This is a genomic window from Streptomyces sp. NPDC048659 (genome assembly GCF_040650575.1).
Lineage (GTDB): Bacteria > Actinomycetota > Actinomycetes > Streptomycetales > Streptomycetaceae > Streptomyces.
In genome coordinates, this window is record NZ_JBEZHM010000034.1 from 39,467 (window position 1) to 64,516 (window position 25,050).

At 72.7% G+C, this 25,050-nt stretch carries 24 protein-coding genes; 5 read left to right on the plus strand and 19 right to left on the minus strand.

The annotated features are described in order from the left end of the window. From AB0C99_RS24425 to AB0C99_RS24510, 18 genes are all read right to left on the minus strand, one after another. On the minus strand, positions 1 to 294 hold the full coding sequence (locus tag AB0C99_RS24425; protein WP_362478710.1) for a monovalent cation/H+ antiporter complex subunit F: 294 nt from the start codon (positions 292 to 294) through the stop codon (positions 1 to 3). After that, complete coding sequence (locus AB0C99_RS24430) at positions 291 to 878, minus strand: Na+/H+ antiporter subunit E (protein ID WP_362478713.1); 588 nt, start codon at positions 876 to 878, stop codon at positions 291 to 293. Before AB0C99_RS24430 ends, AB0C99_RS24425 begins: the two co-directional genes overlap by 4 nt. After that, on the minus strand, positions 875 to 2,497 hold the full coding sequence (locus AB0C99_RS24435; protein ID WP_362478716.1) for a Na+/H+ antiporter subunit D: 1,623 nt from the start codon (positions 2,495 to 2,497) through the stop codon (positions 875 to 877). Before AB0C99_RS24435 ends, AB0C99_RS24430 begins: the two co-directional genes overlap by 4 nt. Then, positions 2,494 to 3,087 carry a Na(+)/H(+) antiporter subunit C gene (locus AB0C99_RS24440; RefSeq protein ID WP_362478719.1) on the minus strand — a complete coding sequence of 198 codons (594 nt, stop codon included), beginning with the start codon at positions 3,085 to 3,087 and terminating at the stop codon, positions 2,494 to 2,496. The genes AB0C99_RS24435 and AB0C99_RS24440 overlap by 4 nt, the downstream gene beginning before the upstream one ends. Next, entirely contained in the window at positions 3,084 to 5,975 is a 2,892-nt protein-coding gene (locus AB0C99_RS24445; RefSeq protein ID WP_362478722.1) for a Na+/H+ antiporter subunit A, read from the minus strand. The genes AB0C99_RS24440 and AB0C99_RS24445 overlap by 4 nt, the downstream gene beginning before the upstream one ends. Before the next feature lie 252 nt (positions 5,976 to 6,227). After that, positions 6,228 to 7,007 carry a hypothetical protein gene (locus AB0C99_RS24450; protein WP_362478725.1) on the minus strand — a complete coding sequence of 260 codons (780 nt, stop codon included), beginning with the start codon at positions 7,005 to 7,007 and terminating at the stop codon, positions 6,228 to 6,230. Positions 7,008 to 7,057: 50 nt separating this feature from the next. Next, positions 7,058 to 7,606, minus strand: coding sequence for a hypothetical protein (locus AB0C99_RS24455; protein WP_362478726.1), 549 nt, complete (start codon positions 7,604 to 7,606; stop codon positions 7,058 to 7,060). Between the two features lie 26 nt (positions 7,607 to 7,632). Further along, positions 7,633 to 8,334: a hypothetical protein gene (locus AB0C99_RS24460; RefSeq protein WP_362478728.1), complete on the minus strand. Its 702-nt coding sequence runs from the start codon at positions 8,332 to 8,334 to the stop codon at positions 7,633 to 7,635. Further along, the gene (locus AB0C99_RS24465) at positions 8,331 to 8,846 is read right to left on the minus strand and encodes a hypothetical protein (protein WP_362478731.1); all 516 of its coding nucleotides are present in this window, start codon (positions 8,844 to 8,846) and stop codon (positions 8,331 to 8,333) included. Before AB0C99_RS24465 ends, AB0C99_RS24460 begins: the two co-directional genes overlap by 4 nt. Beyond that, positions 8,843 to 10,108, minus strand: a complete 1,266-nt coding sequence (locus tag AB0C99_RS24470; RefSeq protein WP_362478734.1) for an MlaD family protein — start codon at positions 10,106 to 10,108, stop codon at positions 8,843 to 8,845. Before AB0C99_RS24470 ends, AB0C99_RS24465 begins: the two co-directional genes overlap by 4 nt. Continuing rightward, entirely contained in the window at positions 10,105 to 11,406 is a 1,302-nt protein-coding gene (locus AB0C99_RS24475) for an MlaD family protein (protein WP_362478737.1), read from the minus strand. Before AB0C99_RS24475 ends, AB0C99_RS24470 begins: the two co-directional genes overlap by 4 nt. Beyond that, on the minus strand, positions 11,403 to 12,425 hold the full coding sequence (locus AB0C99_RS24480; protein ID WP_362478739.1) for an MCE family protein: 1,023 nt from the start codon (positions 12,423 to 12,425) through the stop codon (positions 11,403 to 11,405). Before AB0C99_RS24480 ends, AB0C99_RS24475 begins: the two co-directional genes overlap by 4 nt. Next, positions 12,425 to 13,471 carry an MCE family protein gene (locus AB0C99_RS24485; protein ID WP_362478742.1) on the minus strand — a complete coding sequence of 349 codons (1,047 nt, stop codon included), beginning with the start codon at positions 13,469 to 13,471 and terminating at the stop codon, positions 12,425 to 12,427. Before AB0C99_RS24485 ends, AB0C99_RS24480 begins: the two co-directional genes overlap by 1 nt. Continuing rightward, positions 13,468 to 14,523, minus strand: coding sequence for an MCE family protein (locus AB0C99_RS24490; protein ID WP_362478745.1), 1,056 nt, complete (start codon positions 14,521 to 14,523; stop codon positions 13,468 to 13,470). The genes AB0C99_RS24485 and AB0C99_RS24490 overlap by 4 nt, the downstream gene beginning before the upstream one ends. Further along, complete coding sequence (locus AB0C99_RS24495; protein ID WP_362478747.1) at positions 14,520 to 15,773, minus strand: MCE family protein; 1,254 nt, start codon at positions 15,771 to 15,773, stop codon at positions 14,520 to 14,522. Before AB0C99_RS24495 ends, AB0C99_RS24490 begins: the two co-directional genes overlap by 4 nt. Before the next feature lies 1 nt (position 15,774). Next, positions 15,775 to 16,581, minus strand: coding sequence for an ABC transporter permease (locus AB0C99_RS24500; RefSeq protein ID WP_046907540.1), 807 nt, complete (start codon positions 16,579 to 16,581; stop codon positions 15,775 to 15,777). A 5-nt stretch (positions 16,582 to 16,586) separates the two neighbouring features. Further along, positions 16,587 to 17,351 (minus strand): ABC transporter permease, encoded by a 765-nt coding sequence (locus AB0C99_RS24505; protein WP_046907541.1) that lies wholly within the window; start codon positions 17,349 to 17,351, stop codon positions 16,587 to 16,589. Continuing rightward, positions 17,348 to 18,358 (minus strand): ATP-binding cassette domain-containing protein, encoded by a 1,011-nt coding sequence (locus AB0C99_RS24510; protein WP_362478751.1) that lies wholly within the window; start codon positions 18,356 to 18,358, stop codon positions 17,348 to 17,350. Before AB0C99_RS24510 ends, AB0C99_RS24505 begins: the two co-directional genes overlap by 4 nt. A gap of 728 nt (positions 18,359 to 19,086) precedes the next feature. Between AB0C99_RS24510 and AB0C99_RS24515 the strand changes: the two genes are divergently transcribed. From AB0C99_RS24515 to AB0C99_RS24535, 5 genes are all read left to right on the plus strand, one after another. Further along, a complete protein-coding gene (locus tag AB0C99_RS24515; RefSeq protein WP_362478754.1) occupies positions 19,087 to 19,716 on the plus strand; it encodes a hypothetical protein in 630 nt (209 codons plus the stop codon). A gap of 100 nt (positions 19,717 to 19,816) precedes the next feature. After that, positions 19,817 to 20,446, plus strand: coding sequence for a hypothetical protein (locus AB0C99_RS24520; RefSeq protein WP_362478757.1), 630 nt, complete (start codon positions 19,817 to 19,819; stop codon positions 20,444 to 20,446). A gap of 62 nt (positions 20,447 to 20,508) precedes the next feature. Continuing rightward, positions 20,509 to 22,119, plus strand: coding sequence for a DUF6801 domain-containing protein (locus AB0C99_RS24525; protein WP_362478760.1), 1,611 nt, complete (start codon positions 20,509 to 20,511; stop codon positions 22,117 to 22,119). 94 nt (positions 22,120 to 22,213) lie between these two features. Then, positions 22,214 to 23,158 carry a hypothetical protein gene (locus tag AB0C99_RS24530; RefSeq protein ID WP_362478763.1) on the plus strand — a complete coding sequence of 315 codons (945 nt, stop codon included), beginning with the start codon at positions 22,214 to 22,216 and terminating at the stop codon, positions 23,156 to 23,158. Positions 23,159 to 23,370: 212 nt separating this feature from the next. Then, positions 23,371 to 24,582, plus strand: coding sequence for a helix-turn-helix domain-containing protein (locus AB0C99_RS24535; RefSeq protein ID WP_362478766.1), 1,212 nt, complete (start codon positions 23,371 to 23,373; stop codon positions 24,580 to 24,582). Between the two features lie 114 nt (positions 24,583 to 24,696). On the opposite strand, the gene AB0C99_RS24540 is transcribed toward AB0C99_RS24535, so the two are convergent. Next, positions 24,697 to 24,999 carry a hypothetical protein gene (locus AB0C99_RS24540; protein ID WP_362478769.1) on the minus strand — a complete coding sequence of 101 codons (303 nt, stop codon included), beginning with the start codon at positions 24,997 to 24,999 and terminating at the stop codon, positions 24,697 to 24,699. Positions 25,000 to 25,050 lie beyond the last annotated feature (51 nt).

A 25,050-nucleotide genomic window follows, 5' to 3' on the forward strand; every position in this document is an offset into this window, starting at 1 on the left:
TCACGGGCGCTCCTTGGACACGCCCCGGTCGCGCGCGGCGATGAAGCGGGCGATGCCGACCGAGCTGGTGAAGCCGAGGAAGGCGAGGACCAGCATGATCGAGAGGTAGTAGCGGGTGTGGGTGATCGCCGCGTCCACGCCGATCCCGGCGATGATGAGGACGGCGGCCACGTCGACGGCCACGGCCCGGTCGAGCATGGAGGGGCCGCGCCACACCCGGACGAGGAGCAGCGCTCCGGCGAGGACGATCAGCACCAGGGCGCCGTTGAGGAGGATGTCGTCGGCCAGTTTCACGGTCGTCCGGGCTCCGTTCCGTCGGGGTCGGCCGGGTCGGGCGGGTCGGTGCTCACGCGGGCGATCTCCTCGCGGGTGCCGAAGGCGCGGACGACGAGGGCTTCGAGCTGCCAGACGTCGTGCCGGGCGCGGGTCACGGCGCCGGGGGCCTCGGCGTCGTACACGTGGAGGTAGAGGGTGGCGGTGGTGCCGTTGACCTCGACGAGGGCGCCGCCGGGCACGCTGGAGACGGCGACGGCGGTCGCGGCGATCATGAGGTCGGTGCGGCAGCGCAGCGGTACGCGCACCACGGCGGCGGGCAGGTGCCGGCGGCTCAGGGCGTGCCGGGTGACCACGGCGCTGGAGGCGACCATGTCGTACAGCAGGTAGCAGGCGAGCCGCAGGATGCCGACCGGGCGCAGCCGTAGGTCGAGTTCGACGGCGGGCAGCGGGAAGACGAGGCACAGGATGAGGGCGACGACCAGGCCGCTGAAGAGGTTTCCCCAGGTCAGCCCGGACCACAGCAGCATCCAGATGACGGTGAGCCAGCCGATCAGCTTGAGGTCGAGGCGTCGCCAGCGCGCGCTGATCGAGGGGGAGTTCACGGTTCGAGCACCGCCTGTACGTAGGGGGTACGGGTGAGCAGCTCGGCGGCCGAGCGGTCGGCGAGGCCGGTGAGGGGCGTGGCGAGCACGGTGTAGGAGAGGCCGAGCGCGACGGCGGTCGCGGTCGCGGCGGTCATCACCCGGGGGACGCGGGTGGTGGTGCGGACGCACACGACGGGGGTGGCGGTGGTGGCGGTGCCCGGCCGGCCGCCGGAGGCCGGGGCGGTGTCGTCTGCGTCGTCTGCGTCGTCTGCGTCCGTCTCCTCCAGGACGTCGCCCTCGGGCGGGCCCGGGAGGTGCGGCGCGGCGCGCCAGAAGGCCAGGTTCCAGACCTTGGCCATCGCGTAGAGGGTGAGGAGGCTGGTGACGGCCGCCGCGCCGAGCAGGACGTACGCCGCCGTGCCGCCGTCCGCGGCGCCCGCCCGCATCAGGCCGAGTTTGCCGAGGAAGCCGGACATGGGCGGGATGCCGGCGAGGTTCATGGCGGGGACGAACCACAGGGCGGCGAGCAGGGGCGCGGAGCGGGCGGCGCCGCCGAGGCGGGTCAGTTCGGTGGTGCCGTAGCGCTTCTCCAGGAGGCCGGCGGCGAGGAACAGCGTGGTCTGCACGGTGATGTGGTGGGCCGTGTAGACGATGGCGCCGCCGATCCCGGCGACGCTGCCGAGCGCGAGCCCGTACAGCATGAAGCCGATGTGGCTCACGAGGGTGAAGGACAGCAGGCGTTTGAGGTCGGTCTGGGCGACGGCGCCGAGGATGCCGATCAGCATGGACGCGAAGGCGACCGCCATGAGCACGGTGGAGAGGCGGTTGCCGGGGAAGAGGAGCGTCTCGGTGCGGATCATCGAGTAGACGCCGACCTTGGTGAGGAGGCCCGCGAAGACGGCGGTCACCGGTGCGGGCGCGGTCGGGTAGGAGTCGGGCAGCCAGGCGGCGACGGGGAAGGCGGCGGCCTTGACGGCGAAGACGGTGAGGAGGAGGACCTGGGCGAGGGTGCGGATGCCGAGGGGGACCTGGTCCAGGCGGAGGGCGAGCTGGGCGAAGTTGACCGTGCCCGCCGCCGCGTAGGTGACGGCGATCCCGGCGAGGAAGACGAGGGAGGAGACGAGGGAGACGACGACGTAGGTGGAGCCGGCTCGCATCCGGGGTTCGGTGGCGCCGAGGGTGAGGAGGACGAAGCTCGCCATCAGCATGATCTCGAAGCCGACGTAGAGGTTGACGAGGTCTCCGGCGAGGAAGGTGAGGGAGACTCCGGCGATCAGGACCAGGTAGGCGGGGTGGAAGACGGCGATGGGGGCGCCCTCCTCGCGGTCGGCCATGCCCTGGCCCATGGCGTAGACGAGGACGATGAGGGTGACGGCGCCGGAGACGGTGAGCATCAGGGCGGCGAGCCGGTCGGCGACGAGCGTGACGCCGAGGGGCGGGGCGAAGTCGCCGAGGTCGACGACGAGCGGGCCGGTGCGGTCGGCGGCGACGAGGAGGGCGAGGTCGATCGCGACGACGGCGCTGAGCACGCCGAGGGTGATGATCCGGTGCAGCCAGCGCAGCCGGGCGCCGAGGAAGAGGCTGAGGCCGCAGACCGCGAGGGGCAGCACGACGGGCAGCGGGACGAGGGAGTTCACCGGGCGTCCTCCGGGTCGGTGCCGGGGCCGGAATCGGTCCCGTGGGCGTCCTCCGGGTCGGTGCCGAGGACGTCGTCCCACAGGTCGGCGTCGTCGGAGAGGTCCTGGGCGCGGGCCTGGGCGGCCCGGTCCGCGCGCAGCCGCTGCCGTTGTTCGCGGCGTTCGCCGCGCCAGGCCCGCAGGCCGTCCTCGCGGTGGCGGGCGCGGAGTTCGGCGCGTTCGGCGGCGATCTGGGCGCGCAGCACGACCCGGTGGTCGGCGAGGTCGTCGGGGACGAAGTCGGAGCCGGTGAGCTGGCTGCCGCGGTAGGCCATGGCGAGCACGAACGCGGTGGTGGCGAGGGTGATGACGACGGCGGTCAGGACGATGGCCTGCGGCAGCGGGTCGGTGACCCGGGTGCGCGAGACGCCCGGGTAGAGCAGCGCGGGGACGCCGGCGGGGCCGGCGGCGGCGAGGACGAAGAGGTTGACGCCGTTGCCGCAGAGGATGACGCCGACGAGGACGCGGGTGAGGCTGCGGGTGAGGATGAGGGTCCCGCCGGCGCCGGCCAGGACGAGGGCGCAGACCAGCAGGGTCACGCTGACGGTCATCGGCGTTCCTCCCCGGCGAGGACGAGGCGCGCCGCGTACTCGGTCTGCTGGTCGACGCGCGAGCCGAGGGCGCGGACGGTGTCGAGGACGACGCCGAGGACGAGCAGGTAGACGCCGAGGTCGAAGAGGACGGCGGTGCCCGCGTGCCACTCGCCGATCAGGGGCAGCCGGCCGTGCCAGGTCCAGGCGTGCAGCACGGTGCCGTCGGCGAGGCCGACGAGGGCGACGCCGGTGGACAGGGTGAGGCCGAGGCCGGTGAGGAAGCCGGGGTGGAGCGGGGCGGCGGCGTCCAGTTCGTACCGTCCGCCCGCGAGGTAGCGGATGGTCAGCGCGACCCCGGCGACGAGCCCGCCGACGAAGCCGCCGCCGGGCAGGTTTTCGGCGCACAGCAGCAGGTAGGCGGAGAGCATCAGGATCGGGTGGAAGACGAGCCGGGCGACCACCTCGAAGACGACCGAGCGGTATTCGGGGGCCAGCGTGTCGGCGGCGACCAGCCAGCTGCGTTCGGGCGCGGCCTGGCCCGGGGCGAGGGGGGCCTGGATCCGGGAGGAGGACAGGGACCAGGCGGTGACGCCGCCGGGCAGCCGGACGGGTTCGCGGGCGGCGGGGCCCTGGCGGCGGTGGACGTAGAGGAGGCTGGTGACGCCGAGGACGGCGACGGCGAGGACGGCGGACTCCCCCAGGGTGTCCCAGGCGCGGAAGTCGACGAGGATCGTGGAGACCACGTCCTTGAGGCCGTGGTGTGCCGTCTCCTCCGTCATGGCGGCACCGGCCGGTGCGGCGGTACGGGCGCCTGCGGCGAGCCACAGGGCGCAGGCCACGAGGGCGCCGCTGCCGAGCGCGAGGGCGGTGCCGGTCACCTTGCGGCGGACCTTGCCCTTGTCGCCGAAGAACACGGGGAGGCGGCGCAGCACGAGCACCAGGACCACGGTGGAGACGGTCTCGACGGCGAACTGGGTGAGCGCGAGGTCGGGGGCGCCCTGGACGACGTACAGCAGTCCCGTGCCGTAGCCCGTGAGTCCGGCGAGGACGGCGGCCTTCATCCGGCGCTGGACCAGCAGGCACATCAGGGCGCACCCGCAGGTCAGGGCGCCGACGGCGGCCTGCCACGGGGAGTCCCAGAGGCGGGGCGCGGGGGTGCCGTGCCAGGGCCGGTCGGTGAGGAGGACGGCGGCGAGGCCGACGACCGCGACGAGGAGGACGGTGGCCACGTAGGCGGGCAGCGAGCCCTTCTGGACGGTGCCGGTGACCTGGAGGGCGGTGCGTTCCAGGCCGAGGACGCAGCGGCCGAAGACCGCGTCGGCGGTGGGCCAGGCGAGGCGGCGGCCGATCCGGACCACGGGCTCGCGCGCGACGAAGAGCGCCGCGCCGCCGAGCCAGGCCAGGGCCGACAGGCCGAGGGGCGTGCCGAAGCCGTGCCAGAGGGCCAGGTGGTACGGCTCGGCGGGGGCGGGGTACGTGTCCGCGTACCGCTCGAACAGCGGGGCGAGCCAGCCGATGCCGGGGCCGAGGACCAGGCAGCCGAGGGCGAGGAGGGCGGGCGGGGCGAGGAAGGAGGGGGCGACCCGGTGCGCGGGCGTCGGCGGCAGGCCGGGCTTGCGGGCGAAGGCGCCCCACAGGAAGCGGAGCGTGTACGCGGTGGTGCACGCCGAGCCCGCGACGATCACGGCCAGCGCCCACCGCTCGGCGGTGCTCCCGTGCAGCAGCGCGTCGAGCGCCGCCTCCTTCGCGACGAAGCCGAGCAGCGGTGGGAGGGCCGCCATCGACGCGCCCGCGACGACGGCGACCGCGCAGACGCCGGGGAGGGAGCGCCCGAGCCCCGAGAGGCGCCGCAGGTCGCGGGTGCCGGTCGCGTGGTCGACGATGCCGGTGACCAGGAACAGCGGTGCCTTGAAGAGGGCGTGGGCCAGGATCATCGCGATGGCGGCGAGGGCCGTGTCGTACGAACCGGCGCCGGCGAGGACGACGAGCAGGCCGAGCTGGCTGACGGTGCCGTAGGCGAGGACCAGCTTGAGGTCGTTCTCGCGCAGCGCGCGCCAGCCTCCGAGGAGCAGGGTGGCGGTGCCGAGGGTCAGCAGCACCGGTTTCCAGGCGGTGACCTCGGCGAAGGCGGGGGCGAGGCGCGCCACGAGGTAGACCCCCGCCTTGACCATCGCCGCCGCGTGCAGATAGGCGCTGACGGGGGTGGGCGCCGCCATGGCGTTGGGCAGCCAGAGGCTCAGTGGCCACACGGCGGACTTGGCGACGGCGCCGCAGAGGATGAGGAGCACGGCGGCCGTGAGGGTGCCGCTCGGTCCCGGGGGCGCCTCCAGGATCCGGGAGATACGGTACGTGCCGGCCAGGTGTCCCAGCATCAGGAACCCGACGAACATGGCGAGTCCGCCGACGGAGGTGACCGTCAGCGCCTGGAGCGCCGAGCGGCGGCTCTCGCGCTTCTCGCTGTCGTACCCGATGAGCAGGAACGACAGGACCGTCGTCAGCTCCCAGAACAGATAGAGGATGACCAGGTCGTCGGCGAGGACCAGTCCCAGCATCGCCCCGGCGAAGGCGAGGAGGTTGCCGCCGAAGGGGCCCAGTTGCGGCGCCCCGCCGCCGAAGTAGCCGACGCAGTAGAGCAGGACGAGGGCGCCGATCCCGGCGGCGAGCAGCACCATCACCAGGGACAGGGCGTCGAGCCGGAAGGCGACGTCGACGCCGTAGGTGCCGATCCAGGTCCACGCCTCCTCGCTGGCCCGGCCGGACGCGACCGCGTCCCACCGGGACAGCGCCCAGGCGAGAGCCGCGGCGGGCGGGAGGGCGAGCACGAGGAAGGCGCGCGGGCCCGCGCGGCTGATCAGCGGGGCGGCGCAGAGGGCGACGACGAAGTGGGCCAGGACCAGTGCGGTCATGGAGCATAGAAATATCGGCACGGATCCGACAAATCGGTCGGGACGCGCCGAGCGGGCCGGGGGCTTCTGCGTTCGCCTAGGACTCCTAGGTGCCCTGGAACGCGCCCGTCGCGCGGGCCAGGTCGGGGTTGGCATGGCCGACGCGCAACAGAGCGCGCGGATCGCGGCCGACTCCGCATCGGCCGCGATCCGCGCGCTCCCCTTCACACCCCACCCGAGGGGTCTACCTGGCCGAACAGTTGCCCGAGCGGCCTAGCGGCCGAAGGTGTCGATGTTCTCGACCAGCCAGCGGCCGTCGCGCCGGACGACGTCGACCGCGAACATGGCGCCCGCGTAGACGCCCTGGTCCTGGGCCTTCGCGCCCTTCTTGGTGCCGGCCGTGGCGACGCTGCTCTGGTCCGCGTAGACGAGGACCCGGGCGCGGTCGCCGTCGATGCGCTCGACCGCGCTGTCGGTGACCGTCGTGGTGATCACCATCTTCTGCGCGGCGGCCTGCTCCAGGACGCCCCCGAAGAGGGTGGTGTGCTGCGCGACGGCCTTGCCGGTGAGATACGTCTTCCGGGCCTTCTCGAAGGCGTCCGGGGCGGCGTGGTCGTAGGAGAAGAGCGCGGCGACGGCCTCGGCGGTCGCGCCCTTGATCTCGCTGGTGCGGGCGAGGTCGGTGAGGGCGGTGTTGGCGCGCGCCGGGTCGTCCCGGAGCTCGCCCGCCTTGCTGTACGCCCACCCGGCGAAGCCGCCGAGGAGCAGGGTCAGGACGCAGAGGACCACGAGCGGCACGGAGCGGCGGGGCCGCGGCCCGGCCGCCGCCTTCCGGGCCGGGGGTGTCCTCTCCCCGCAGGACTCCCCCACGGCTTCCTCCCCGGGGTCCTCCCCGGACTTCCGTACGGGTTCCTCGCCGGATCCGGACTTCCGTACGGGCTCCGGGGGCGCGGGTGCGGTGAGGACGTCCCCGGCGGGGCGGGCCGGGGACGCGGGGTCGCCCAGGGCCTGGCGGCGGCGCTGGCGGTTGAGGTGGTGGCGGGTCGTCGACATGGTGCGTGTCCTTCTTTCGGCGGGGGGCGGCTCTCGGGGGACGGGCCCGGTCAGCCGCCGGAGGCCGTACCGCCCACGGGGGCCTGGCCCAGTCCGCTGAGCTTCCACTGGCCGTCGACGCGGGTCAGCTCCCCCAGCATCCGGCTGTCCTTGTCGGTGCTCTTGTCGTCGGGCGTCTTGACGGTGACGCGCAGGGCGACGAGCATCCGGGCGCGGCCCGCCCGGTCGTCGAGTTCGGTGACGGCGCCGGAGAGCACCCGGGCGCTGGTCACCGTCCGCGCCTCCTTGACCTGTCCGGCGAACTCCTTGCGGCCCTGCACGAGTTCCTGGTGGAGCTCGCCCGTGGTGGAGGACTCCCAGAGGTCGAGGCCCTGGTCGACGCGCCGGTGGTCGAGCGTGTTGAGGTTCTGGACCGCCTGCTGTCCCGCCGCGAGCGCCTGGTCGCGCTGGGCCGCGTAGGCGGCGGAGTCGTCATGGGCGGCGGCGTACCAGCCCTGGCCCTGCCAGGCCGCGAAGCCGCCGGCGACGAGGGTGAGCACGAGGGCCGCGGTCAGTGCGGGCCGGCTGCTGCCCGTCGTGGTGCGTACCAGGCGATTCATGGGTTCTTCCTTCTTCCGCTCGCGGCTCAGCGGGCCTTGATGTCGGTGATCAGCCACCGGCCGTCCTGGAACTGCGCGGTGACGGTGAGCTGGGCGGCGGCGGAGGTGACGGCGCCCCCGTCCCGCCGGGAGGTCTGGTCGAGGAATACGAGGACGCGGGCGCGGTCCCCGTCGAGCTCGATCACTCCGGTGCGGACGGACTGGGTGGTGAGGGTGATCTTCTGGGCGACCAGGTTCGCGCGGACCTGGGCGATCAGCTGCGCGTACTGGCGGGCCGCACGGCCGGTGAGGACGGTGCGGGCGGAGCGCTCGGCGGTCTCGGTGCCGGCCGGGGTGTAGGAGAAGATCCGGGCCAGGCCCTCGGCGACGTCGCCGCCGACGCGGTCGGTCGCCCCGGCGTCGGTGAGGGCCCGGTTCTGCGCGGACGGGGTGGACCGCAGCTCGTGGGCCCCGTAGAAGAAGGCGCCCCCGCCGAGGAGGAGGGCGACGACGGCCACGACGACGGCCGCCCCGCGCCAGGAGGCGCGGCGGCGCCGCTCGGGCACGGGGGTCCCGGCGGCCCCGTCCTCCTCGGCGGTCGCGACGGCACCTGTCTCGGTGCCGGTGTCGGCATCGGTGTCGGTGCCGACATCCGTGCCGGTATCCGTGTCGGTATCCGTGTCGGCATCGGTGCTACTGGTGATGTCGTCGGCCTTCGTGTCCTGTGCGTCCTTCAGCAGTCGGGTCACCGGCCCTCTCCCTTCCCGGCGGGGGTGACGGGGACCGCGCTGAGCGCCGAGACCTTCCAGGTGTCCTCTCCCGTACGGGTCAGGACGGCCTCCAGCCGCTTGCGGTCGCTGGTCGCGGCGGCGGAGCCCTGGGGGGTGACGTCGACGCGGAGGGTCGCGATGAGCTTCGCCGTCCCCGCCCGCGCGTCGAGCGCGGTGACGGCGGCGTCGGTGACCGTGGCGCGGGCGGAGGCCCCCACGGCGGGCCGGACGCGGCCCAGTTCGGTGTGGAGCGGGCCGGTCGAGGCGTCGCCCCAGGCCCGGATGGCGGCCTCCGACTTCGCGCGCGTCGAGGCGTCGAGGGTGTGGAGGACGGTCAGGCGGGCGCGCCCCTCGGCGAGCGCGGTGTCCCGCTCCCTGCCGAAGGCCAGCTCCTCGTCGGCACGCGCCTGGGCGTAGGTCCAGGCGCCGGTGCCGCAGAAGCCGAGGGCGAGGACGAGGGCGCCGACGGCGGCGGCGCGGGCGCGCTTCACCGGCCGCTCCGGGCACCCAGGCCGAGGAGGCCGGCCAGGTCCGTCGGGGCGGTGCCCTCGCCGGGCAGCGCGAGCGCGCCGGGCAAGGCGGTCCGGGCGCCGGGCGCGGTGCCGGAGGGGAGCGAGCCGGGCCGGGCGGGCTCGGGGACGGCGCCCCCGCCGGGGGCGTGGGCCGAGCCGCGCACGTTGACCCCGGTGGAGGCGGGGGCGGTGCAGGAGGCCCCGGTGTTGAGGGCGGGCGCGGTGCCGAGGTCGAGGCCGTTGCGGTAGCGGGTGGCGCCGTAGCCCGTGGTGCAGGGCAGCGGCTTGAAGAAGGTGACGGCCATGCCGACGTGGAGGCGGCCGTCGTGGACGGCGGAGGCTCCGGCGGCGACGGCCGTGGGCAGCTTCACGAGGAGTTCCTCGAAGCCGCGCTGCCGGGTGACGGCGATCTCGGAGGTGGTGAGGAGGTTGGCGAGGACGACGCCGAGGCTGGGGTCGACGTCCCGCAGCAGGCCGCTGACCTGGCCGGTGGCCTCGGGGGCGGTGGCGAGGACGCGGCGCAGGTCGGCGTCGGAGCCCTTGAGGGCGGCGGCGAGGTCGCGGGCGCCGGTGGCGAAGCCCCGGATGGCGCGGCTCTCGTCGGCCTGGGTGCGCAGCACCACTTCGCCGTCGTCGATGAGGCGGGTGGTGGCGGGCAGCGAGCGGTCGGCGGCCTCGACGAAGCGGCTGCCGTTGTCGAGGAGGACCTGGAGGTCGTCGCCGTGGCCCTCGAAAGCCGTGCCGAGTTCGTCGACGACGGTGCGCAGGGAGTCGAGCGGTACGGAGCGGGTGAGGTCGTTCATGCTGGCGAGGACGTCGGTGACGGGGGCGGGCACCTGGGTGTCGATCTGGTCGATGGTGGCGCCGTCGGCGAGGTAGGGGCCGCCGTCGCTCTCCGGGCGGAGATCGATGTACTGCTCGCCGACGGCGGAGAGCCCGGCGACGACGGCCTTCGCGTCGGCGGGGATGCTGGGGGCGGACCGTTTGATGCGGAGCTCGGCCACGACGCCGTCGGCGGTGAGGTCGATGGCGCCGACGCGGCCGACGGAGACGCCCCGGTAGGTGACGTCGGAGTGGGTGAAGAGGCCGCCGGTGCGGGCCAGGTGGACCCGGACGGTGTAGTGGTCGGCGACCCCCGCGAAGCGGCCGAGGTCGGCGTAGCGGATGCCGAGGTAGCCGAGGACGAGGACGGCGATGACGAGGAAGGCGATGTTCTTGAGCCAGACGGTACGCGTGATCATCGGCGGTTGCCTCCGTCCGCGGGGGTGGTGACCGGGGGCAGCGGCAGGCCGGTGGCGCCGCGTCCGCGCTGCCGGAGGGTGCCGTCGCCGGGGGCCGGCTCCTCGGGGGGCGTGGTCTCCTCGGGGGGCGTGGGCGGCGAGGTCGGCGTCTCGTCCCGGGGGATCAGCGGCGGGATGACCTCGGTGCCGGGGACGGCGGCGAGGTGCAGGTAGGTGTTGAGGTAGTCGCCCTTGATGCCCCGCATCACCTCGTCGGTGAAGGGGTACGTGAGGAGGACCTGGAGCGAGTCGGGCAGGTCGGCACCGGCGTCGGCGAGTGCCTTCAGGGTCGGCGCGAGGGCCTTGAGGTCGGCGACCATGTCCTTCTTGCTGGAGTTGACGGTGGAGACGGCGACTCCGGAGAGGGTGTCCAGGGAGCGCAGCATGGTGATGAGGGAGCCGCGCTGGTTCTCCAGCGTCTTCAGGCCGGGCGAGAGGCCGGTGAGGACGGTGTCGACGTCGTCCTTGCGGTCCGCGAGGGTGGTGGAGAGGCGGTTGAGGGCGTCGAGGGCGCCGGTGATGTCCCCGCGGTGCTCGTCGAGGTTCTTCACGAGGGTGTCGACCCGGTTGAGCATGGAGCGGACCTCGGGTTCGCGGCCGCCGAGCGCCTTGTTGAGTTCGCGGGTGATGGTCTTGAGCTGGTTGACGCCGCCGCCGTTGAGGAGCAGGGAGAGGGCGCCGAAGACCTCTTCGACCTCGGTGTTGCGGCTGGTGCGGGCGAGCGGGATGACGGCGCCGTCGGCGAGGCGGGGGCCGTCGTCGCGGCCGGCCGAGGTCTGCCGGACGCCGTCCGCGCCGGTGCCGGTGCCGGTGCCCTTGGCGGTGCCCGCGCCCGTACCCGTACCCGTACGAAGGGGGGCGACGAGCTGGATGTACTTCTCGCCCAGGAGGCTGGACTGCTCCAGGCGGGCGTTGGCGTCGGCGGGCAGCCGGACGTCTCCGTTGATCTTGAGGGTGACCCGGGCGGTCCAGCCGTCGGAGCCCACCTCGATACGGGTGACGCGGCCGACGGCGACGTCGTTGACCTTCACCGCGGCCTGCGGCACGAGGCTGAGGACGTCGTTGAGTTCGGCGGTGACGGTGTACGGGTGGGAGCCGAGGTCGGCGCCGCCGGGCAGGGGCAGGTCCTCGATGCCGTCGAAGCGGAACGGGGTGCCGGGCAGCAGGCCGAGGACGGCGGCGAGGCCGAGGCCGAGGGCGACCGCTCCGGCGGCGCCGGCTCCGGCGGCCCTGCGGGAGGGCAGTGCGCGCTTCGTCACCGCTGCCCCCCGCCGGTCGTCGCGCCGCCGCCGGTGACCGGCAGCGGGAGCAGGGGGCCGCCCAGGCCGATCTCGTTGAGGTTGGCGCGGCCGGTGAGGGTACGGGAGTCCTTGTCGTAGGCGTTGACGAGGTTCCCGGCGGCGAGCGGTGCGGTGTCCAGGGCCTCCGCGAGGGAGGCGCGCTGGTCGACGAGGGTCTGGGTGAGGGGCACGAGCCGGTCCACGTTCTTCTTGAGCTCGCCCCGGTTCTCCTTGATGAAGGTCTTGACCCGGGCGAGGGCCTTGGCGAGTTCCTTGAGCGCGCCGGAGAGGTCGTCCTTGTTCTCCGCGAAGTAGCCGACGACCTCGTCGAGGCGTTCCTGGGCGGTGCGGACGTCGCCGTCCTTCTCCTTGAGCATGGTGGTGAAGGTCTGGAGCTGGGCGAGGGCGGCGAACAGGTCGTCGCTGCTGCCGTCGAGGGTCTTGGCGGCCTTGCCGAACTGTTCGATGGAGGTGCCGATGGCGGCGCCGTTGCCCTTGAGGTTCTTCGCTCCGGTGTTCAGGAGGTCGGAGAGGGCCCCGTCGGCGTTGGCGCCGTTGGGTCCGAGGGCGTTGCCGAGGTCGGTGATGGACCGGTAGAGCTGGTCGATCTCGACGGGGACCCGGTTGCGCCAGGCGGGGAGTTCGGCGCCGTCGGCGAGGGCGGGGCCGCTGCTGTAGGCGGGGGCGAGCTGGACGTAGCGGTCGGCGACGATGCTGGGGGCGACGACGACGGCGCGGGCGTCGGCGGGGACGCGGACGCCCTTGTCGAGGCGGAGCCGGACGCGGACCCGGGTGCCCTCGGGATGCACCGACTCGACCTCGCCGACGCGGACGCCGAGGATGCGCAGGTCGGAGCCGGCGTAGACGCCGACGGCCTGGTCGAACCAGGCGGTGACGCGGGTGCCGCCGGTGTCGAGGACGCCCCCGGCGGTGAGTCCGCCGGCCGCGAGCACCACGAGGGCGACACCGGCCACGAGGGGTTTTCTGGCTCTGGCCATCACTCACCGCTCCCCTTGGCGGCCGCCTTCTGCTTCGGCGGCATGCATCCGGTCGTGGGCTGGGTGCCCTCGGGCAGGTAGGTGCGGGGCACCACGCCGCACAGGTAGCTGTCGAACCAGCGGCCGTTGCCGAGGGTGTTGCCGACAAGCCGGTAGTACGGGCCGACGAGCGCGAGCGTCTTGTCGAGCTGGCCGCTGTTCTTCTCCAGCACCTCGGTGACCCGGCCGAGGGCCTTCAGGGTGGGACCGAGCTGCCGCTCGTTGTCGCCGACGAGGCCGCTGAGCTCGGTGCCGAGGGCGCGGCTTCCCTTGAGGAGGGAGCGGATGGCCTCGCGGCGCTTGCGGAGTTCGCCCAGGAGGGAGCCGCCGTCCTGCAGGAGGATCTCGAAGCTGGACTTCTTGTCGGCGAGGGTCTTGGTGAACCGGTTGCTGTTCTCCAGGAGGCGGGCCAGTTCGGCGTCGCGCTTGGAGACGGTCCTCGACAGCGCGGAGAGGCCGTCGGCGGCGCTGCGCACGTGCGGCGGGGAGTCCTTGAAGGTGTCGGAGATCGTCTCGAAGCTCTCGGCGAGCTTCTTGGTGTCGATGGCGTCGGTGGTGCGGCTGAGGTCCTGGAATGCCTCGGTGACGTCGTACGGGGAGGTGGTGCGGGTCTTCGGGATGCGGGTGCCGGGGTCCTGGGGCGCGGAGCCGAGCGGGTCGAGGGCCAGGTACTTCTCGCCGAGGAGGGTCTTGACGGCGATGGCGGCGGTGGAGCGGTCGCCGACCCAGGCGTCGCCGACCTCGAAGGTGACCTTGACCTTGGGGCCGTCGAGGGCGACGCCGGTGACCTCGCCGACCTTGACGCCGGCGATGCGGACCTCGTCGCCGGTGTCGAGTCCGGCGGCCTCGGAGAAGTCGGCGCTGTAGGCGGTGCCGCCGCGGGCGAAGGGGAGCCGGTCGGCGTTGTAGGCGACGGCGGCGAGGAGGGCGAGGACGACCAGGCCGACGACGGCGACGGCGATCGGGTTGCGTTCCCTCACGGGCTTGAGTCCGGTGCGGGGGCTCATCCGCGGCACCTCGATTCGGTCACGGCGATGCCGGTCGGCGGCTTGGAGCCGTCGGAGGTGCCCACGCCGGTGACGCGTGCCTCGCACAGGTAGAGGCTGAACCAGGACCCGTAGGAGGAGAGGCGGGCGAGGGCGGTCATCTTGCCGGGGGTGTGGGCGAGGAATGCCTCGATGTCGGGGGTGTGCGCGCCGAGGGTGCCGGAGAGGCGGCCGAGCTCGCGGATGTCCTGCTTGAGCGGGGCGCGGCCTTCCTGGAAGAGCCCGGCGGTGGTGGTGGTGAGGTCGCCGACGGCCTGGACGGCCTGGCCCAGCGGCTTGCGGTCGGTGTTGAAGCCGGTGACGAGCTTCTGGAGGGTGACGACGAGGTCGTCGAAGGCGGCCTCGCGGTTGTTGATGGTGGTGAGGACGGTGTTGAGGTTGGTGACGACCTGGCCGATGACCTGGTCCTTGGCGGCGACCGTCTGGGTGAGGGAGCCGATGTGCCGCATCAGGCTGTCGACGGTGCCGCTCTCGCCCTGGAGGACCTGGACGAGGGAGTCGGCGAGGTCGTTGACGTCGGCGGGCGACAGTCCCTCGAAGAGCGGTTTGAAGCCGTTGAAGAGGAGGGTCAGGTCGAGGGCGGGGGTGGTGCGGTCGAGCGGGATGGTGTCGCCGTCCTTGAGGGTGCCGGCGAGCTCGCCGGTGCCCCGGCCGAGGGAGACGTACCGCTGTCCGACCATGTTGAGGTACTTGACGGCGGCGGTGGCCGAGCGGGGCAGGGCGCGGTCCTCGCGGACGGTGAAGGTGACCTGGGCGGTGCGGCGCTGGACCACGCGTACGTCGGTGACCTCGCCGACCTTGACGCCGGCGACGCGGACGGAGTCGCCCTTGATCAGCCCGGTGACGTCGGTGAAGAGCGCCTTGTAGGAGAGGGTCCGGGAGCCGACTCCGGTGTTGGCGATGCTGAGGCCGAGGACGGCGGTGGCGAGCGCCGTGACCAGGATGAAGACGAGGGACTTGACGACCGTGCCGGTGAGGCCGCGGCGGCGGGTGTGATCGGTCGGGGACGTCATCGCAGGGTCACCTCCGCGCCGCGGAAGGCGGGGCCGGCCAGCAGGCTGCTCCAGTCGGGCAGGTCGCCGGGGGCCGTGCGCGCGCCGGGGGCGAGGAGCTCGGTGACGAGGTCGTTCTCCTGCGGCGAGTTGGCCGGGCCGAGGTCCTGCGCGGCGGCCGCGGAGGAGCGCGCGGCGGGGGCCGCGGAGGTCCCGAGGTAGGGCACGGGGTAGCAGCGGGGGCCGCCGCCGGATCCGTACGAGGGGGCGTCGCGGCCGGGGACGTACGCGCCGCGCGAGGGCACGGTGGTGACCTCGACGTGGAGCCCGGGCCGGTCGGTGCCCTTGCCGAGCGCCTTGTCCATGGCGGGGACGAACTGGGCCAGGGTGCGCAGGGTGCAGGGGAAGGACGAGGAGTACTCGGCGAGGAGCTCCAGGGTCGGCCGGCTGGTGGCGCTGAGCCGGATGATGTTGTCCTTGTTCTGCCGCAGGAAGGCCGTGAGGTCCTGCGAGGTGCGGGTGGTGGCGCCGATGGTCTCGGCGAGCCGGCTCTCCTGCTCGGCGAGGGTGCCGCTGGTGGTGGTGAAGTCGGTGAGCGCGGTGACGATGTCCGGGGCGGCGTCCGCGTAGAGGTGGCTGACCTTCACGAGTTCTTTCAGGTCGCGGTTGAGGGTGGGCAGTTGGGGGTTGAACTTCCGCAGGTGCGCGTCGAGCGTGGCGAGGGTCTCGCCGAGCTTCTCGCCGCGTCCTTCGAGGGCCTGGGAGACGGCCGAGAGGGTCGCGGAGAGCTTCTGCGGCTGGACGGCGGTGAGCATGGGCAGGAGGTTGTCGAGGACCTGCTGGAGTTCGACGGCGTTGCTGGAACGGTCCTGCGGGATGACGGAGCCGGGGGCCAGCCGTCCGCCCGTGGAGGTCTCGGGCGGGACGAGGGCGACGAACCGCTCGCCGAAGAGGGTGGTCGGCAGCATCTGGGCGCGGACGTCGGCGGGGACGTGCTCCAGGGCGCCGGGCTTCATGGCGAGGGTGAGGCGGGCGCCCTCGCCGCTGGCGTCGATGGCGCGGACCTCGCCGATCACGACGCCCCGGAGCTTGACCTCGGCGCCGAGGTGCATCTCGTTGCCGACGCTGCCGGTCTCGACGACGACCGGGTCGGAGTCGGTGAAGCGCTTCTGGTAGACGGCGACCGCCAGCCAGGCCAGCAGGGCGGGCACCAGCAGGAAGACGATTCCGGCGAGCCGGAGGCGGGTGGTCCCGCCGCGTGGGTCGCTCATCTCACCCCGCCACCTTCACGGTCGTGGTCGCGCCCCAGAGGGCCAGCGACAGGAAGAAGTCGGTGACGCTGATCAGCACGATGGCGTTGCGTACGGAGCGGCCGACGGCGATGCCGACGCCGGCCGGGCCGCCGGAGGCGCGGAAGCCGTAGTAGCAGTGGGCGACGATCACCATCACGCTGAAGATCAGCACTTTGAGCACCGAGAGGAGGACGTCCGTCGGGGACAGGAAGAGGTTGAAGTAGTGGTCGTAGGTGCCCTGGGACTGGCCGTTGAAGAGGACCGTCACATAGCGGGAGGCCAGGTAGGAGGAGAGCAGCCCGATCGCGTAGAGCGGGACGATGGCGACGACGCCGGCGATGATCCGGGTGGTGACCAGGTACGGCATGGAGCGGATGCCCATGCCTTCGAGGGCGTCGACCTCCTCGTTGATGCGCATGGCGCCGAGCTGGGCGGTGAAGCCCGCGCCGACGGTGGCGGAGAGGGCGAGCCCGGCGACGAGCGGCGCGATCTCCCGGGTGTTGAAGTAGGCGGAGACGAAGCCGGTGAAGGCGGCGGTGCCGATCTGGTCGAGGGCGGCGTAGCCCTGGAGGCCCACGACGGTGCCGGTGAACAGCGTCATGGCGATCATGACGCCGATGGTGCCGCCGATGACGCCGAGCCCTCCGGAGCCGAAGGCGACCTCGGCGAGGAGCCGTTGCACCTCCTTGAGGTAGCGGCGCAGGGTCCGGGGGACCCACAGCAGGGCGCGCACGTAGAACAGGAACTGGTCACCGGACCGGTCGAGCCAGGCGAACGGGGAGGCCATCGGCCTCAGCCTCCCTTCGGCGGGACGATCTGGAGGTAGATGCCCGTCAGCACCATGTTGACGAAGAAGAGCAGGAGGAAGGTGATGACGACGGACTGGTTGACGGCGTCGCCGACGCCCTTGGGGCCGCCGCGCGGGTTGAGGCCGCGGTAGGCGGCGACGATGCCCGCGATGAACCCGAAGATCAGCGCCTTGAGTTCGCTGATGTAGAGGTCGGGGAGCTGGGCGAGGGCGGAGAAGCTGGAGAGGTACGCGCCGGGGGTGCCGCCCTGGAGGACGATGTTGAAGAAGTAGCCGCCGAGGGTGCCGACGACGGAGACCATGCCGTTGAGCAGCACGGCGACGCCCATGGTGGCGAGGACCCTGGGGACGACCAGCCGCTGGACCGGCGAGACGCCCATGACCTCCATCGCGTCCAGCTCCTCGCGGATCTTGCGGGAGCCGAGGTCGGCGCAGATCGCGGAGCCGCCCGCGCCGGCGATCAGCAGGGCCACGATGAGCGGGCTGGCCTGCTGGATGACGGCGAGGACGCTGGCGCCGCCGGTGAAGGACTGGGCGCCGAGCTGCTGGGTGAGCGAGCCGACCTGGAGGGCGATGACGGCGCCGAAGGGGATGGAGACGAGGGCGGCCGGCAGGATGGTGACGCTGGCGACGAACCAGAACTGCTCGACGAACTCGCGGAATTGGAAGGGGCGCCGGAAGACGGCCCGGCTCACCTCGGCGGCGAGGGCGAAGAGGCGTCCGGTCTGCCGCAGCGCCCCGCCGATCACGAGCCGCTCCCGGCGGCCGGCAAGGTCAGGGTGGGGGCCGCGTCGCCGCGCGCGTACGTGTCCTGGATGGCGGCGCGGGCGGCGGGCGGGAGCTGGTCGAGCATCCCGAGGACCCGTTCGCGGCGGCGCGTCACCGCGGCGCGCGGCGGGAGGCCGGGCGAGGGCTCCAGCTGCGGCACGATGACGCGGGGGCCGGCCGTCAGCTGCGGGGCGGCGTCGGCCTCGGCGGCGAGGGTGGCGGCGTCCTTCTCCTCGGACATGCCGATGGGTCCTTCGCGGCGGCCCGCGAGGAACTGGGTGACGACCGGTTCCTCGCTGGTCAGCAGGACTTCGCGGGGGCCGAAGGTGACCAGGTTGCGCCGGAAGAACATCCCCATGTTGTCGGGGACGGTGGCGGCGATGTCCAGGTTGTGGGTGACGATCAGCATCGTCGCGTCGATCCGCGCGTTCAGGTCGATGAGGAGCTGCGAGAGGTAGGCGGTGCGGACCGGGTCGAGGCCGGAGTCGGGCTCGTCGCACAGGACGATCTGCGGGTCGAGGACGAGGGCGCGGGCCAGACCGGCGCGCTTGCGCATGCCGCCGCTGATCTCGCCCGGGAGCTTGCCCTCGGCGCCGAGGAGGCCGACGAGGTCGATGCGCTCCATGACGATGCGCCGGATCTCGGACTCCCGCTTGCGGGTGTGCTCGCGCAGCGGGAAGGCGATGTTGTCGAACAGGGTCATGGAGCCGAAGAGCGCCCCGTCCTGGAACATGAGGCCGAAAAGCTTCCGGGTCTCGTAGATGTCCCTCTCGGGACTGCTGACCATGTCGACGCCATTGATGAGGACACGGCCGCGCTGGGGCTTGAGCAGCCCGATGAGCGATTTCAGGAAGACCGTCTTACCGGTGCCGGAAGGCCCGAGCATGACGCTGACCTCTCCGGCCGGCAGGGTCAGCGAGACATCCTGCCAGATGTTCTGCTTGCCGAAAGACATGGTCAGACCCTCAACGACTACTTCGATTCCCATTCCACCTCCAGCAAGCCCGCGTCGGGTGTGCACCGCGGGCGCACGGTAAGTCGGTGACGATCACCCGGACAATAGGCATGGCGCAAAATCCTTGATCCGCTTCTTTATTTGTCATCGGGGAGACAAAGGTGCGGTCGGTTCTTGTCTCCGAGGAGACAGTCGGGCTTCCCGACCCGGCGGGCGGGAGGGGTGGGCGTCCACCTGCGGACGCGCCCGCCCCGACCCGGAGACCGGGGGCCGACGCGTCTGCCGCAGGGTGGCTCGCGGAGCTGCGCCGACCTGCGGCGGGGCGCCGCCCGGCGAACGCTACGACCCAGTAACCTCCCGGAGCAATACGCGAGTGGGGAGTTTTCTGCAATGGGGGGCGGAAGGCCGGATTCTTGTCACCGATGGCACAATCCCGCCCTGGGCGTTGTCATCCGGGAGAGCGTGGCGACTTGCCCGGCGCCTACCAGGGGGGCGGAATTGCGAATTCCCCTCACAAGCGCTTCATGATCGATCATATTCGTCGACATTACGCACGCGGGAACCAAGCCGATCGCGGCTTCCACTCACCTGCTTGACAGGCAATGGGCCTCTTCAAAGAATCATGGTCGGCGCCATTGTTCAGCCAAGTTTCCCGCAAGTAACGTCTGGTGGCGCGGCCAGGGAATCGTCGAGCCGCCGGCCGCTCGTCCCCGTCGCGGCCAACCCTCTGCCGGTCCGTCTCCAAGGAGAGTCCCAGAGTCATGAAGAAGTCGATCAGAAACCTCGCCGTCGTCGCCGGTGGCGCCTCCGCCGCCCTCGCCCTCGCGATCTCGCCGGCCTCGGCGGTGCCCTCGACGGTCTGGACCGTCAGCCCCAACCCGGCCAGCATCACCGCGGCCAACAGCGGCAACGTCGTCCTCACGGTCAACGGCATCGCCATGACGTGTACGAAGTCGAACGGCGCGGGCAGCGGTGCGAGCACCACCGGCAACCCGGCCACCGTCGGCACCATCACCTCCATGGCCTTCGGTGCCACCGGCGCGCCCTGCACCAGCGTCCTCGGCCCCGTCACCGCCGTCCCGGTCACCCCCTGGTCGATCGTGGCGGAGGACTACACCGCCGCGACCGGGGTCACCAAGGGCTACGTCGGCAACGTCGACGCCAACGTCTCCGTCGGCGCCTGCAACTTCCGCGTGACGGGCAAGGCCACCAGCACCTACACCAACTCCACGGGCGCGCTCGCCGTGAACAGCCTCGCGGGCGACCTCACCGTCGTCTCCTCGTCCGGCTGCGGCTCGGCCGTCCCGGTCGGCGCCAAGCCCACCTTCAAGGGCACGTACCTCTTCAAGTCGGGCGCCGGCATCCCGACCATCGTCGGCTCGAACCCGTAAGGGCTCAGGACCCCGCGTCCGTCCGGCCGGTGACCCCGGCCGGGCGGGCGCGGGCCTGTCCGCGTCTCCCGACCGCCCCGCCCCCTGGAGGCCCCGCGCCATGAAGATGCCGACCGGAAGAAGGTCCGCGCTCGCCGCCCTCGCCGCCGTGGCCGCGCTCGTCCTGACCGCCGCCCCGGCCTCGGCGGTGCCGTCGACGGTGTGGACCGTCACCCCGTCGCCCGCCGTCATCGCCGCGACGAACAGCGCGAACGTCACCGTCAACGTCCTCGGCAACATCGCGACCTGCGCCAAGTCCGGCTTCACCGCCACCCTCCACAGCGCCACGGGCAACCCCGCGCAGGTCGGCAGCTTCGGCGGCCTCACCTTCGGCACCGCCGCCACGCCCTGCACCGGCGTGCTGGGCCCCATCAGCGTCACGGGCACCGCCCCGTGGGTCTTCGTCGCGCAGGACTACACCGCCGCGACCGGCGTCACGAAGGGCTACGTCGACACGATGGACCTCACGGTCTCCGGCGGCATCGTCATCCGGGCCCAGGGCAGGGCGCCCGCCTCGTACACCAACGCGACGGGCCGGCTGGTCATCGACGGCACCGCGGGCCAGCTGCTGATCACCCAGACCAACAGCCCCGCCTTCCCGGTCGGCGGCAGCGTGATCGTCAAGGCCACGTACCAGCTCAGGGTGGCGGGCAGCGGAGCCATCGCGACGATCGTCGGCACCGCCCCCTGACCCCCGGCCCACCGGCCCGGCACCACCCCCGCGCCAGCGAACGACCCCGAGCGGAGCACCAGATGAACGGCCCCCGGCCCACCCCACGCCCCACCCGGACCCGCACCCGCGTGCGCGGTGCGGCGATCGCCGCGTTCGTGGCGCTCGCCCCCCTGCTTCCGGCCTCGGCCGTCGCCGCCGGGACGCTGAAGGTCGACGCCGCCCTGCCCTACGTCTGCGTCCTGCCCTCGGGACAGCGGGCCGCGACCGTGCGGATCACCGCCGCGTTCCCCGAGCGGGTCGCGGTCGGCGAGGAGATCGTGCCCGCCGACGTCACCACGACGGTCGAGTTGCCCGAGGCCACCGTGGCCGAACTGGCCGCGCTCAAGGCCGCCACCGTACGGGCCGAGACCCGGCTCACGGTCGGCGTGGCCCAGGGCGAGCAGCGGACCGAGGCGACGTGGAGCGGCACCGGGCAGCCCGCCGCGGTCCCCGCCGAGGGGCCGCTCGCGCTCACCACGACCGGGGACGTGCCGTCCCTGACACCCGGCGCGGCGGGCGGACTCTCGCTCACGGCCGGCGCGTTCGGCGTGGACCTCGCCCTGAGCACGGCCGAGGGGGCGCCCGCCGACCCCGCCTCGCTCTCCGTGACCTGCGCCCCCGCCCCCGACGCGGAGGGCCGTACGGTGCTGGCCGAGGTCCCGGTCGGCGCCGCCACCCCCACCGGGGAGCCGAGCACGACACCCCCGTCCCCGGGCACCCCCTCGCCCTCGCGCCCCGCGCCGGGGCTCCCGGGGCGCGACGCCGGGAAGGAGACCGGACTCCCGGCCGCGAAGGACCCGCGCACGGTGCGGGGCCCGGCAGCGGCCGACGACGACACGCCCGGCACCCCGGCGCCCCGGCCGCCCGCGCCCTCCTGCCTCACCAAGGAGCCGACACCGATGTCGCTGTCGGCCTACATCACCGGATACTCCAACGTGCGGAAGCAGGAGGGCGCCTCCCTCATCCCGCTGACCTGCGTCCTGATGGAGCAGGCCGAACCGGAGATCATCACCGGGGGGACCGAGGACGAGCCGGAGACCCATCTGATCAACAAGGCGGTGGGGCACTTCTCCACCCAGGGGCGCCAGGAGACCCCGCCCTTCAAGGCGACCTTCCTGACCTTCGGGTTCGCCCCGACCACCGCCACCATCGTCCTGGAGCAGAAGGGCCCCCTGACGCTCTACTCGGACACCCTCCTCGCCCTGCCGTTCAACATCAGCAAGACGTACGTCCGGGCCCCCCTGGTGCTGCGCGTCCTCGACGTCCGGGTCAACGGCACCCGGCTGGACGTCGGCCCCTCCTGCCGCACGGAGAAGCCGCTCTCCTCCCCCGAGCCCGACCCCGAGAAGTACCCCGGGGACCACATGGTGCTGGTGGGCAAGGGCCAGTACACGTGGGGCGAGCCCGCCACGGGCTACCTCCTCACCGGCGGCGGACCGCTCGTCGGCGAGGTCACCATCCCGGCCTTCAAGGGGTGTAAAGCGGGCGGCGAGAACCTCGACCGGCTGCTCACCGCCTCGATCTCCGGACCCGGCAACTACGTCCGGCAGATCCAGGGCCAGACCTGCAACATCCTCAACCCGTTCCCGCCGATCGACCCCGAGTGCACCGAGGACGGCCAGCCGTACCAGGTCCCCAAGGCCGCACGCTGACCGCTGGCCCCGCTCCCTTCACCACCCTTCACCACCCTTCGTCACACGTCATCATCCTCACCACCCTTCACCCGTCTCCCAGGAAGGCTCCGCCATGCCCCTCGTCTCCACCCGCACGAAGATGGCCGCCGTCTCCGCCCTCACGGCACTCGGCTCCTTCGCCGCCGTGGGCACGGCGACCGCCGCCGGCGCGCAGCTGAACGGCAGCTGGGCGCCGCTCGACCGGTGCCCGGTGGACGCCCCGGCGATGCTCGCCGCGGACGGCATCGACGCGACCCCGCAGTGCGTCGTCTCGTACTCCCTCAGCGGCTCCCTCAAGCTGGGCAACACGACGGTGAACACCGGCAAGACCAACCTGCAGTTCGGCGCCGTCCAGAACATCGACGGCAGCACCGCGGTCCTGGGCACCTCGGGCAGCTCGCTGATCGCGGACTCGGCCACGGTGCCCGGCGGGCTGCTGGGGCTGATGTGTCCGAGCGACATCCCCTTCATCACCGACATCTGCCGGCAGCTGTCGGACGCCAAGCTCAACAAGATCACGGCCACCATGGAGTCGGCCGGCGCCCCCTACAGCTTCGACCAGATCGCCGGCGTCGTGACCGACCAGCCGATCGTGACCGTCCCGGTCCGCATCCGCCTCCAGAACCCCTTCCTGGGCGACAACTGCTACATCGGGTCGAAGGCCAACCCGATCCTGCTGCGCCCGAAGAACGCCAACGCGCCCGAGTTCGGCTTCGAGCAGTTCAACGGCGACGGCTCGCCCAACGTGGACGGCGAGATGAGCCGCCTCAACCTGCTCGGCTCCACCCAGTACGACGACAGCTTCGCCGTCCCCGGCGCGAGCGGCTGCGGCCTGGGCTGGTTCGGCGTGATCGACGCGGCCGTCAACCTCAAGACGGGGCTGCCCTCCGCCGCCGGCAAGAACAAGCTCGTCCTCAACAACACCCAGACCTACCTCGCCGGCCTCTTCGCGCCGGGTCTCGCCGCCCCCGACGCGGGCAAGAACCTGTCCCGGAACTGGCACTCCGCCGTCAAGTAACGGCCACCCGGGGACGATAACCGGCCTACTCCCGGAACCCGTGCCCCCTCCAATCAACAACTCTTGCTCAAGTTGTGTACAGCACCGAGTAGTTGATCTAACTTCAGCAGTCCCCGTCGGTACACACCTGACGGTCTCGGCGGCGCCCACCACGCCAGGTTGGGCGCCGTGCTCATTCCTCACCGGTCACCCAGAGAGCAAGGGATCGGTTCATGACCGCCATCGCACCACCCACGAACCTCGGCGAACCACTCGAACCCCTCCCCCGCGAGTTCGCCGAACTGATGCGCCCGGAGATCCCGGGCCTCATCAAGGAGATCGGGGTCGAGGTCCAGCGGACCTACCCCGTGTACGCCCACCTCTTCGCCGGACCCCACACCGACGCGATCCGCCAGGGCATCGAACAGGCGCTGACCGCCTTCGTCGAGCGGGTCGCCAACCCCGCCGTGAAGTCGGCGCTCCGGGACGACCTGCTGCGCAAGTTCGGCCGGGTCGAGGCGTACGAGGGCCGTGACCTCGATTCCCTCCAGGGCGCGTACCGCCTCGGCGCCCGCATCGCGCTGCGCCGGGCCAAGTACATCGGCCGCACCTACAACCTCTCGCCCACCCTGATCCTGGCCTTCGCCGACGCGCTCTTCGCCTACGTCGAGGATCTGGAGGCGCTGTCCCGCGAGGGTTATCTGGCGGTCCAGGCCCGGGGCGTCTCCGACACGGCGGCGATGCGAAGACAGCTCCTCCACCTGGTGGTCACCGGGGCGCCGCTGCCCCAGGGGGCCATCGCCGCGCTGTGCCAGGAGGCCGGCTGGGAGATGCCCGCCGAGTGCACCCTGGTCGCCCTGCGCCCGCCGGCCGCCGAACTGCTGCCGCCCGCGCTCGACCGGGACGTGCTGGTCGAGCCCACCCTCCCCCAGCCGCACCTCCTCGTCCCCGGGCCCCTCACCGACGAGCGGCTGGCGATGCTGGAGTCCGCGCTGGGCGGCACGCACGCCGTCATCGGGCCCACCTTGCCCGCCGCGCAGGCCGCCCACTCGCTGCGCTGGGCGCGCCGGCTGCTCCAGCTGATCGACGAGGGCGTGGTGCCGGACGCCCCCATGGTCCACTGCGACGAGCACCTGACAACGTTATGGCTGCTCTCCGACCCCGCCCTGGTGGACCATCTCGCCGCCCGTGAACTCGCCCCGCTGGACTCCCTCTCCGGCACTCGGCGCGACCGGCTGGTCGAGACCCTGCGGGTCCACGTCTCCACCCGCGCCCCGGCCGAACAGGTCGGCGAACTGCTCGGCGTACACGCCCAGACGGTCCGCTACCGGTTACGGAACCTGGACCACCACTTCGGCGCACGGCTCCACGACCCGGAACACCGCTTCGCCCTGGAAGCGGCCCTGCGCTCACTCCACTTGCGCGCCGGGAAACACCAGGACTGAGGCCACCGGGCCCGCTTCCCCGTCCCGTCCCGCCCCGTCCCCCCGAGACCGCGGCGCGGACGCGGATACGAGTACGAATACGGACGCGAGACCGTGCTCCCCCGTCCGCCGCCGTCAGTCCCGGTAGATCCGCCACTCAGAGCGGGAGGCGTCGTCGCGGACCGCGAGGTGGCCGAGCGGCAGGGCGGGCAGGCCGGCCAACGAGGGATCCCGTTCCAGCAGGTGAGCCGCGTGCAGAAGCCGCGGCCGGCCGAACCACCGCGGCTCGGCGGACGAGAACGCCTGCCAGTCCCCGTCCTCGTCGAGGTGCACCCGGACGACCGGCTGCCCGCGGAACACGCGCCTCGACACGAAGACGGGGTCGTCGGGCGAGAGCTCCCGCACCGGTCCGCAGGTCTCGTGGGAATCGCCGTCCATGTTCTCTCCCTCGTTCACGGGGCCCATCTCAGCACACGCCCCCGGGCAGGT

Excerpts from the sequence above, each read along its gene's own strand:
- AB0C99_RS24440 (WP_362478719.1), bottom strand. The coding sequence starts at position 3,087 with ATGACCGTCAGCGTGACCCTGCTGGTCTGCGCCCTCGTCCTGGCCGGC.
- AB0C99_RS24445 (WP_362478722.1), bottom strand. The coding sequence starts at position 5,975 with ATGACCGCACTGGTCCTGGCCCACTTCGTCGTCGCCCTCTGCGCCGCC.
- AB0C99_RS24450 (WP_362478725.1), bottom strand. The coding sequence starts at position 7,007 with ATGTCGACGACCCGCCACCACCTCAACCGCCAGCGCCGCCGCCAGGCC.
- AB0C99_RS24455 (WP_362478726.1), bottom strand. The coding sequence starts at position 7,606 with ATGAATCGCCTGGTACGCACCACGACGGGCAGCAGCCGGCCCGCACTG.
- AB0C99_RS24470 (WP_362478734.1), bottom strand. The coding sequence starts at position 10,108 with ATGATCACGCGTACCGTCTGGCTCAAGAACATCGCCTTCCTCGTCATC.
- AB0C99_RS24480 (WP_362478739.1), bottom strand. The coding sequence starts at position 12,425 with ATGGCCAGAGCCAGAAAACCCCTCGTGGCCGGTGTCGCCCTCGTGGTG.
- AB0C99_RS24485 (WP_362478742.1), bottom strand. The coding sequence starts at position 13,471 with ATGAGCCCCCGCACCGGACTCAAGCCCGTGAGGGAACGCAACCCGATC.
- AB0C99_RS24490 (WP_362478745.1), bottom strand. The coding sequence starts at position 14,523 with ATGACGTCCCCGACCGATCACACCCGCCGCCGCGGCCTCACCGGCACG.
- AB0C99_RS24495 (WP_362478747.1), bottom strand. The coding sequence starts at position 15,773 with ATGAGCGACCCACGCGGCGGGACCACCCGCCTCCGGCTCGCCGGAATC.
- AB0C99_RS24500 (WP_046907540.1), bottom strand. The coding sequence starts at position 16,581 with ATGGCCTCCCCGTTCGCCTGGCTCGACCGGTCCGGTGACCAGTTCCTG.
- AB0C99_RS24510 (WP_362478751.1), bottom strand. The coding sequence starts at position 18,358 with ATGGGAATCGAAGTAGTCGTTGAGGGTCTGACCATGTCTTTCGGCAAG.
- AB0C99_RS24515 (WP_362478754.1), top strand. The coding sequence starts at position 19,087 with ATGAAGAAGTCGATCAGAAACCTCGCCGTCGTCGCCGGTGGCGCCTCC.
- AB0C99_RS24520 (WP_362478757.1), top strand. The coding sequence starts at position 19,817 with ATGAAGATGCCGACCGGAAGAAGGTCCGCGCTCGCCGCCCTCGCCGCC.
- AB0C99_RS24525 (WP_362478760.1), top strand. The coding sequence starts at position 20,509 with ATGAACGGCCCCCGGCCCACCCCACGCCCCACCCGGACCCGCACCCGC.
- AB0C99_RS24530 (WP_362478763.1), top strand. The coding sequence starts at position 22,214 with ATGCCCCTCGTCTCCACCCGCACGAAGATGGCCGCCGTCTCCGCCCTC.
- AB0C99_RS24535 (WP_362478766.1), top strand. The coding sequence starts at position 23,371 with ATGACCGCCATCGCACCACCCACGAACCTCGGCGAACCACTCGAACCC.
- AB0C99_RS24540 (WP_362478769.1), bottom strand. The coding sequence starts at position 24,999 with ATGGACGGCGATTCCCACGAGACCTGCGGACCGGTGCGGGAGCTCTCG.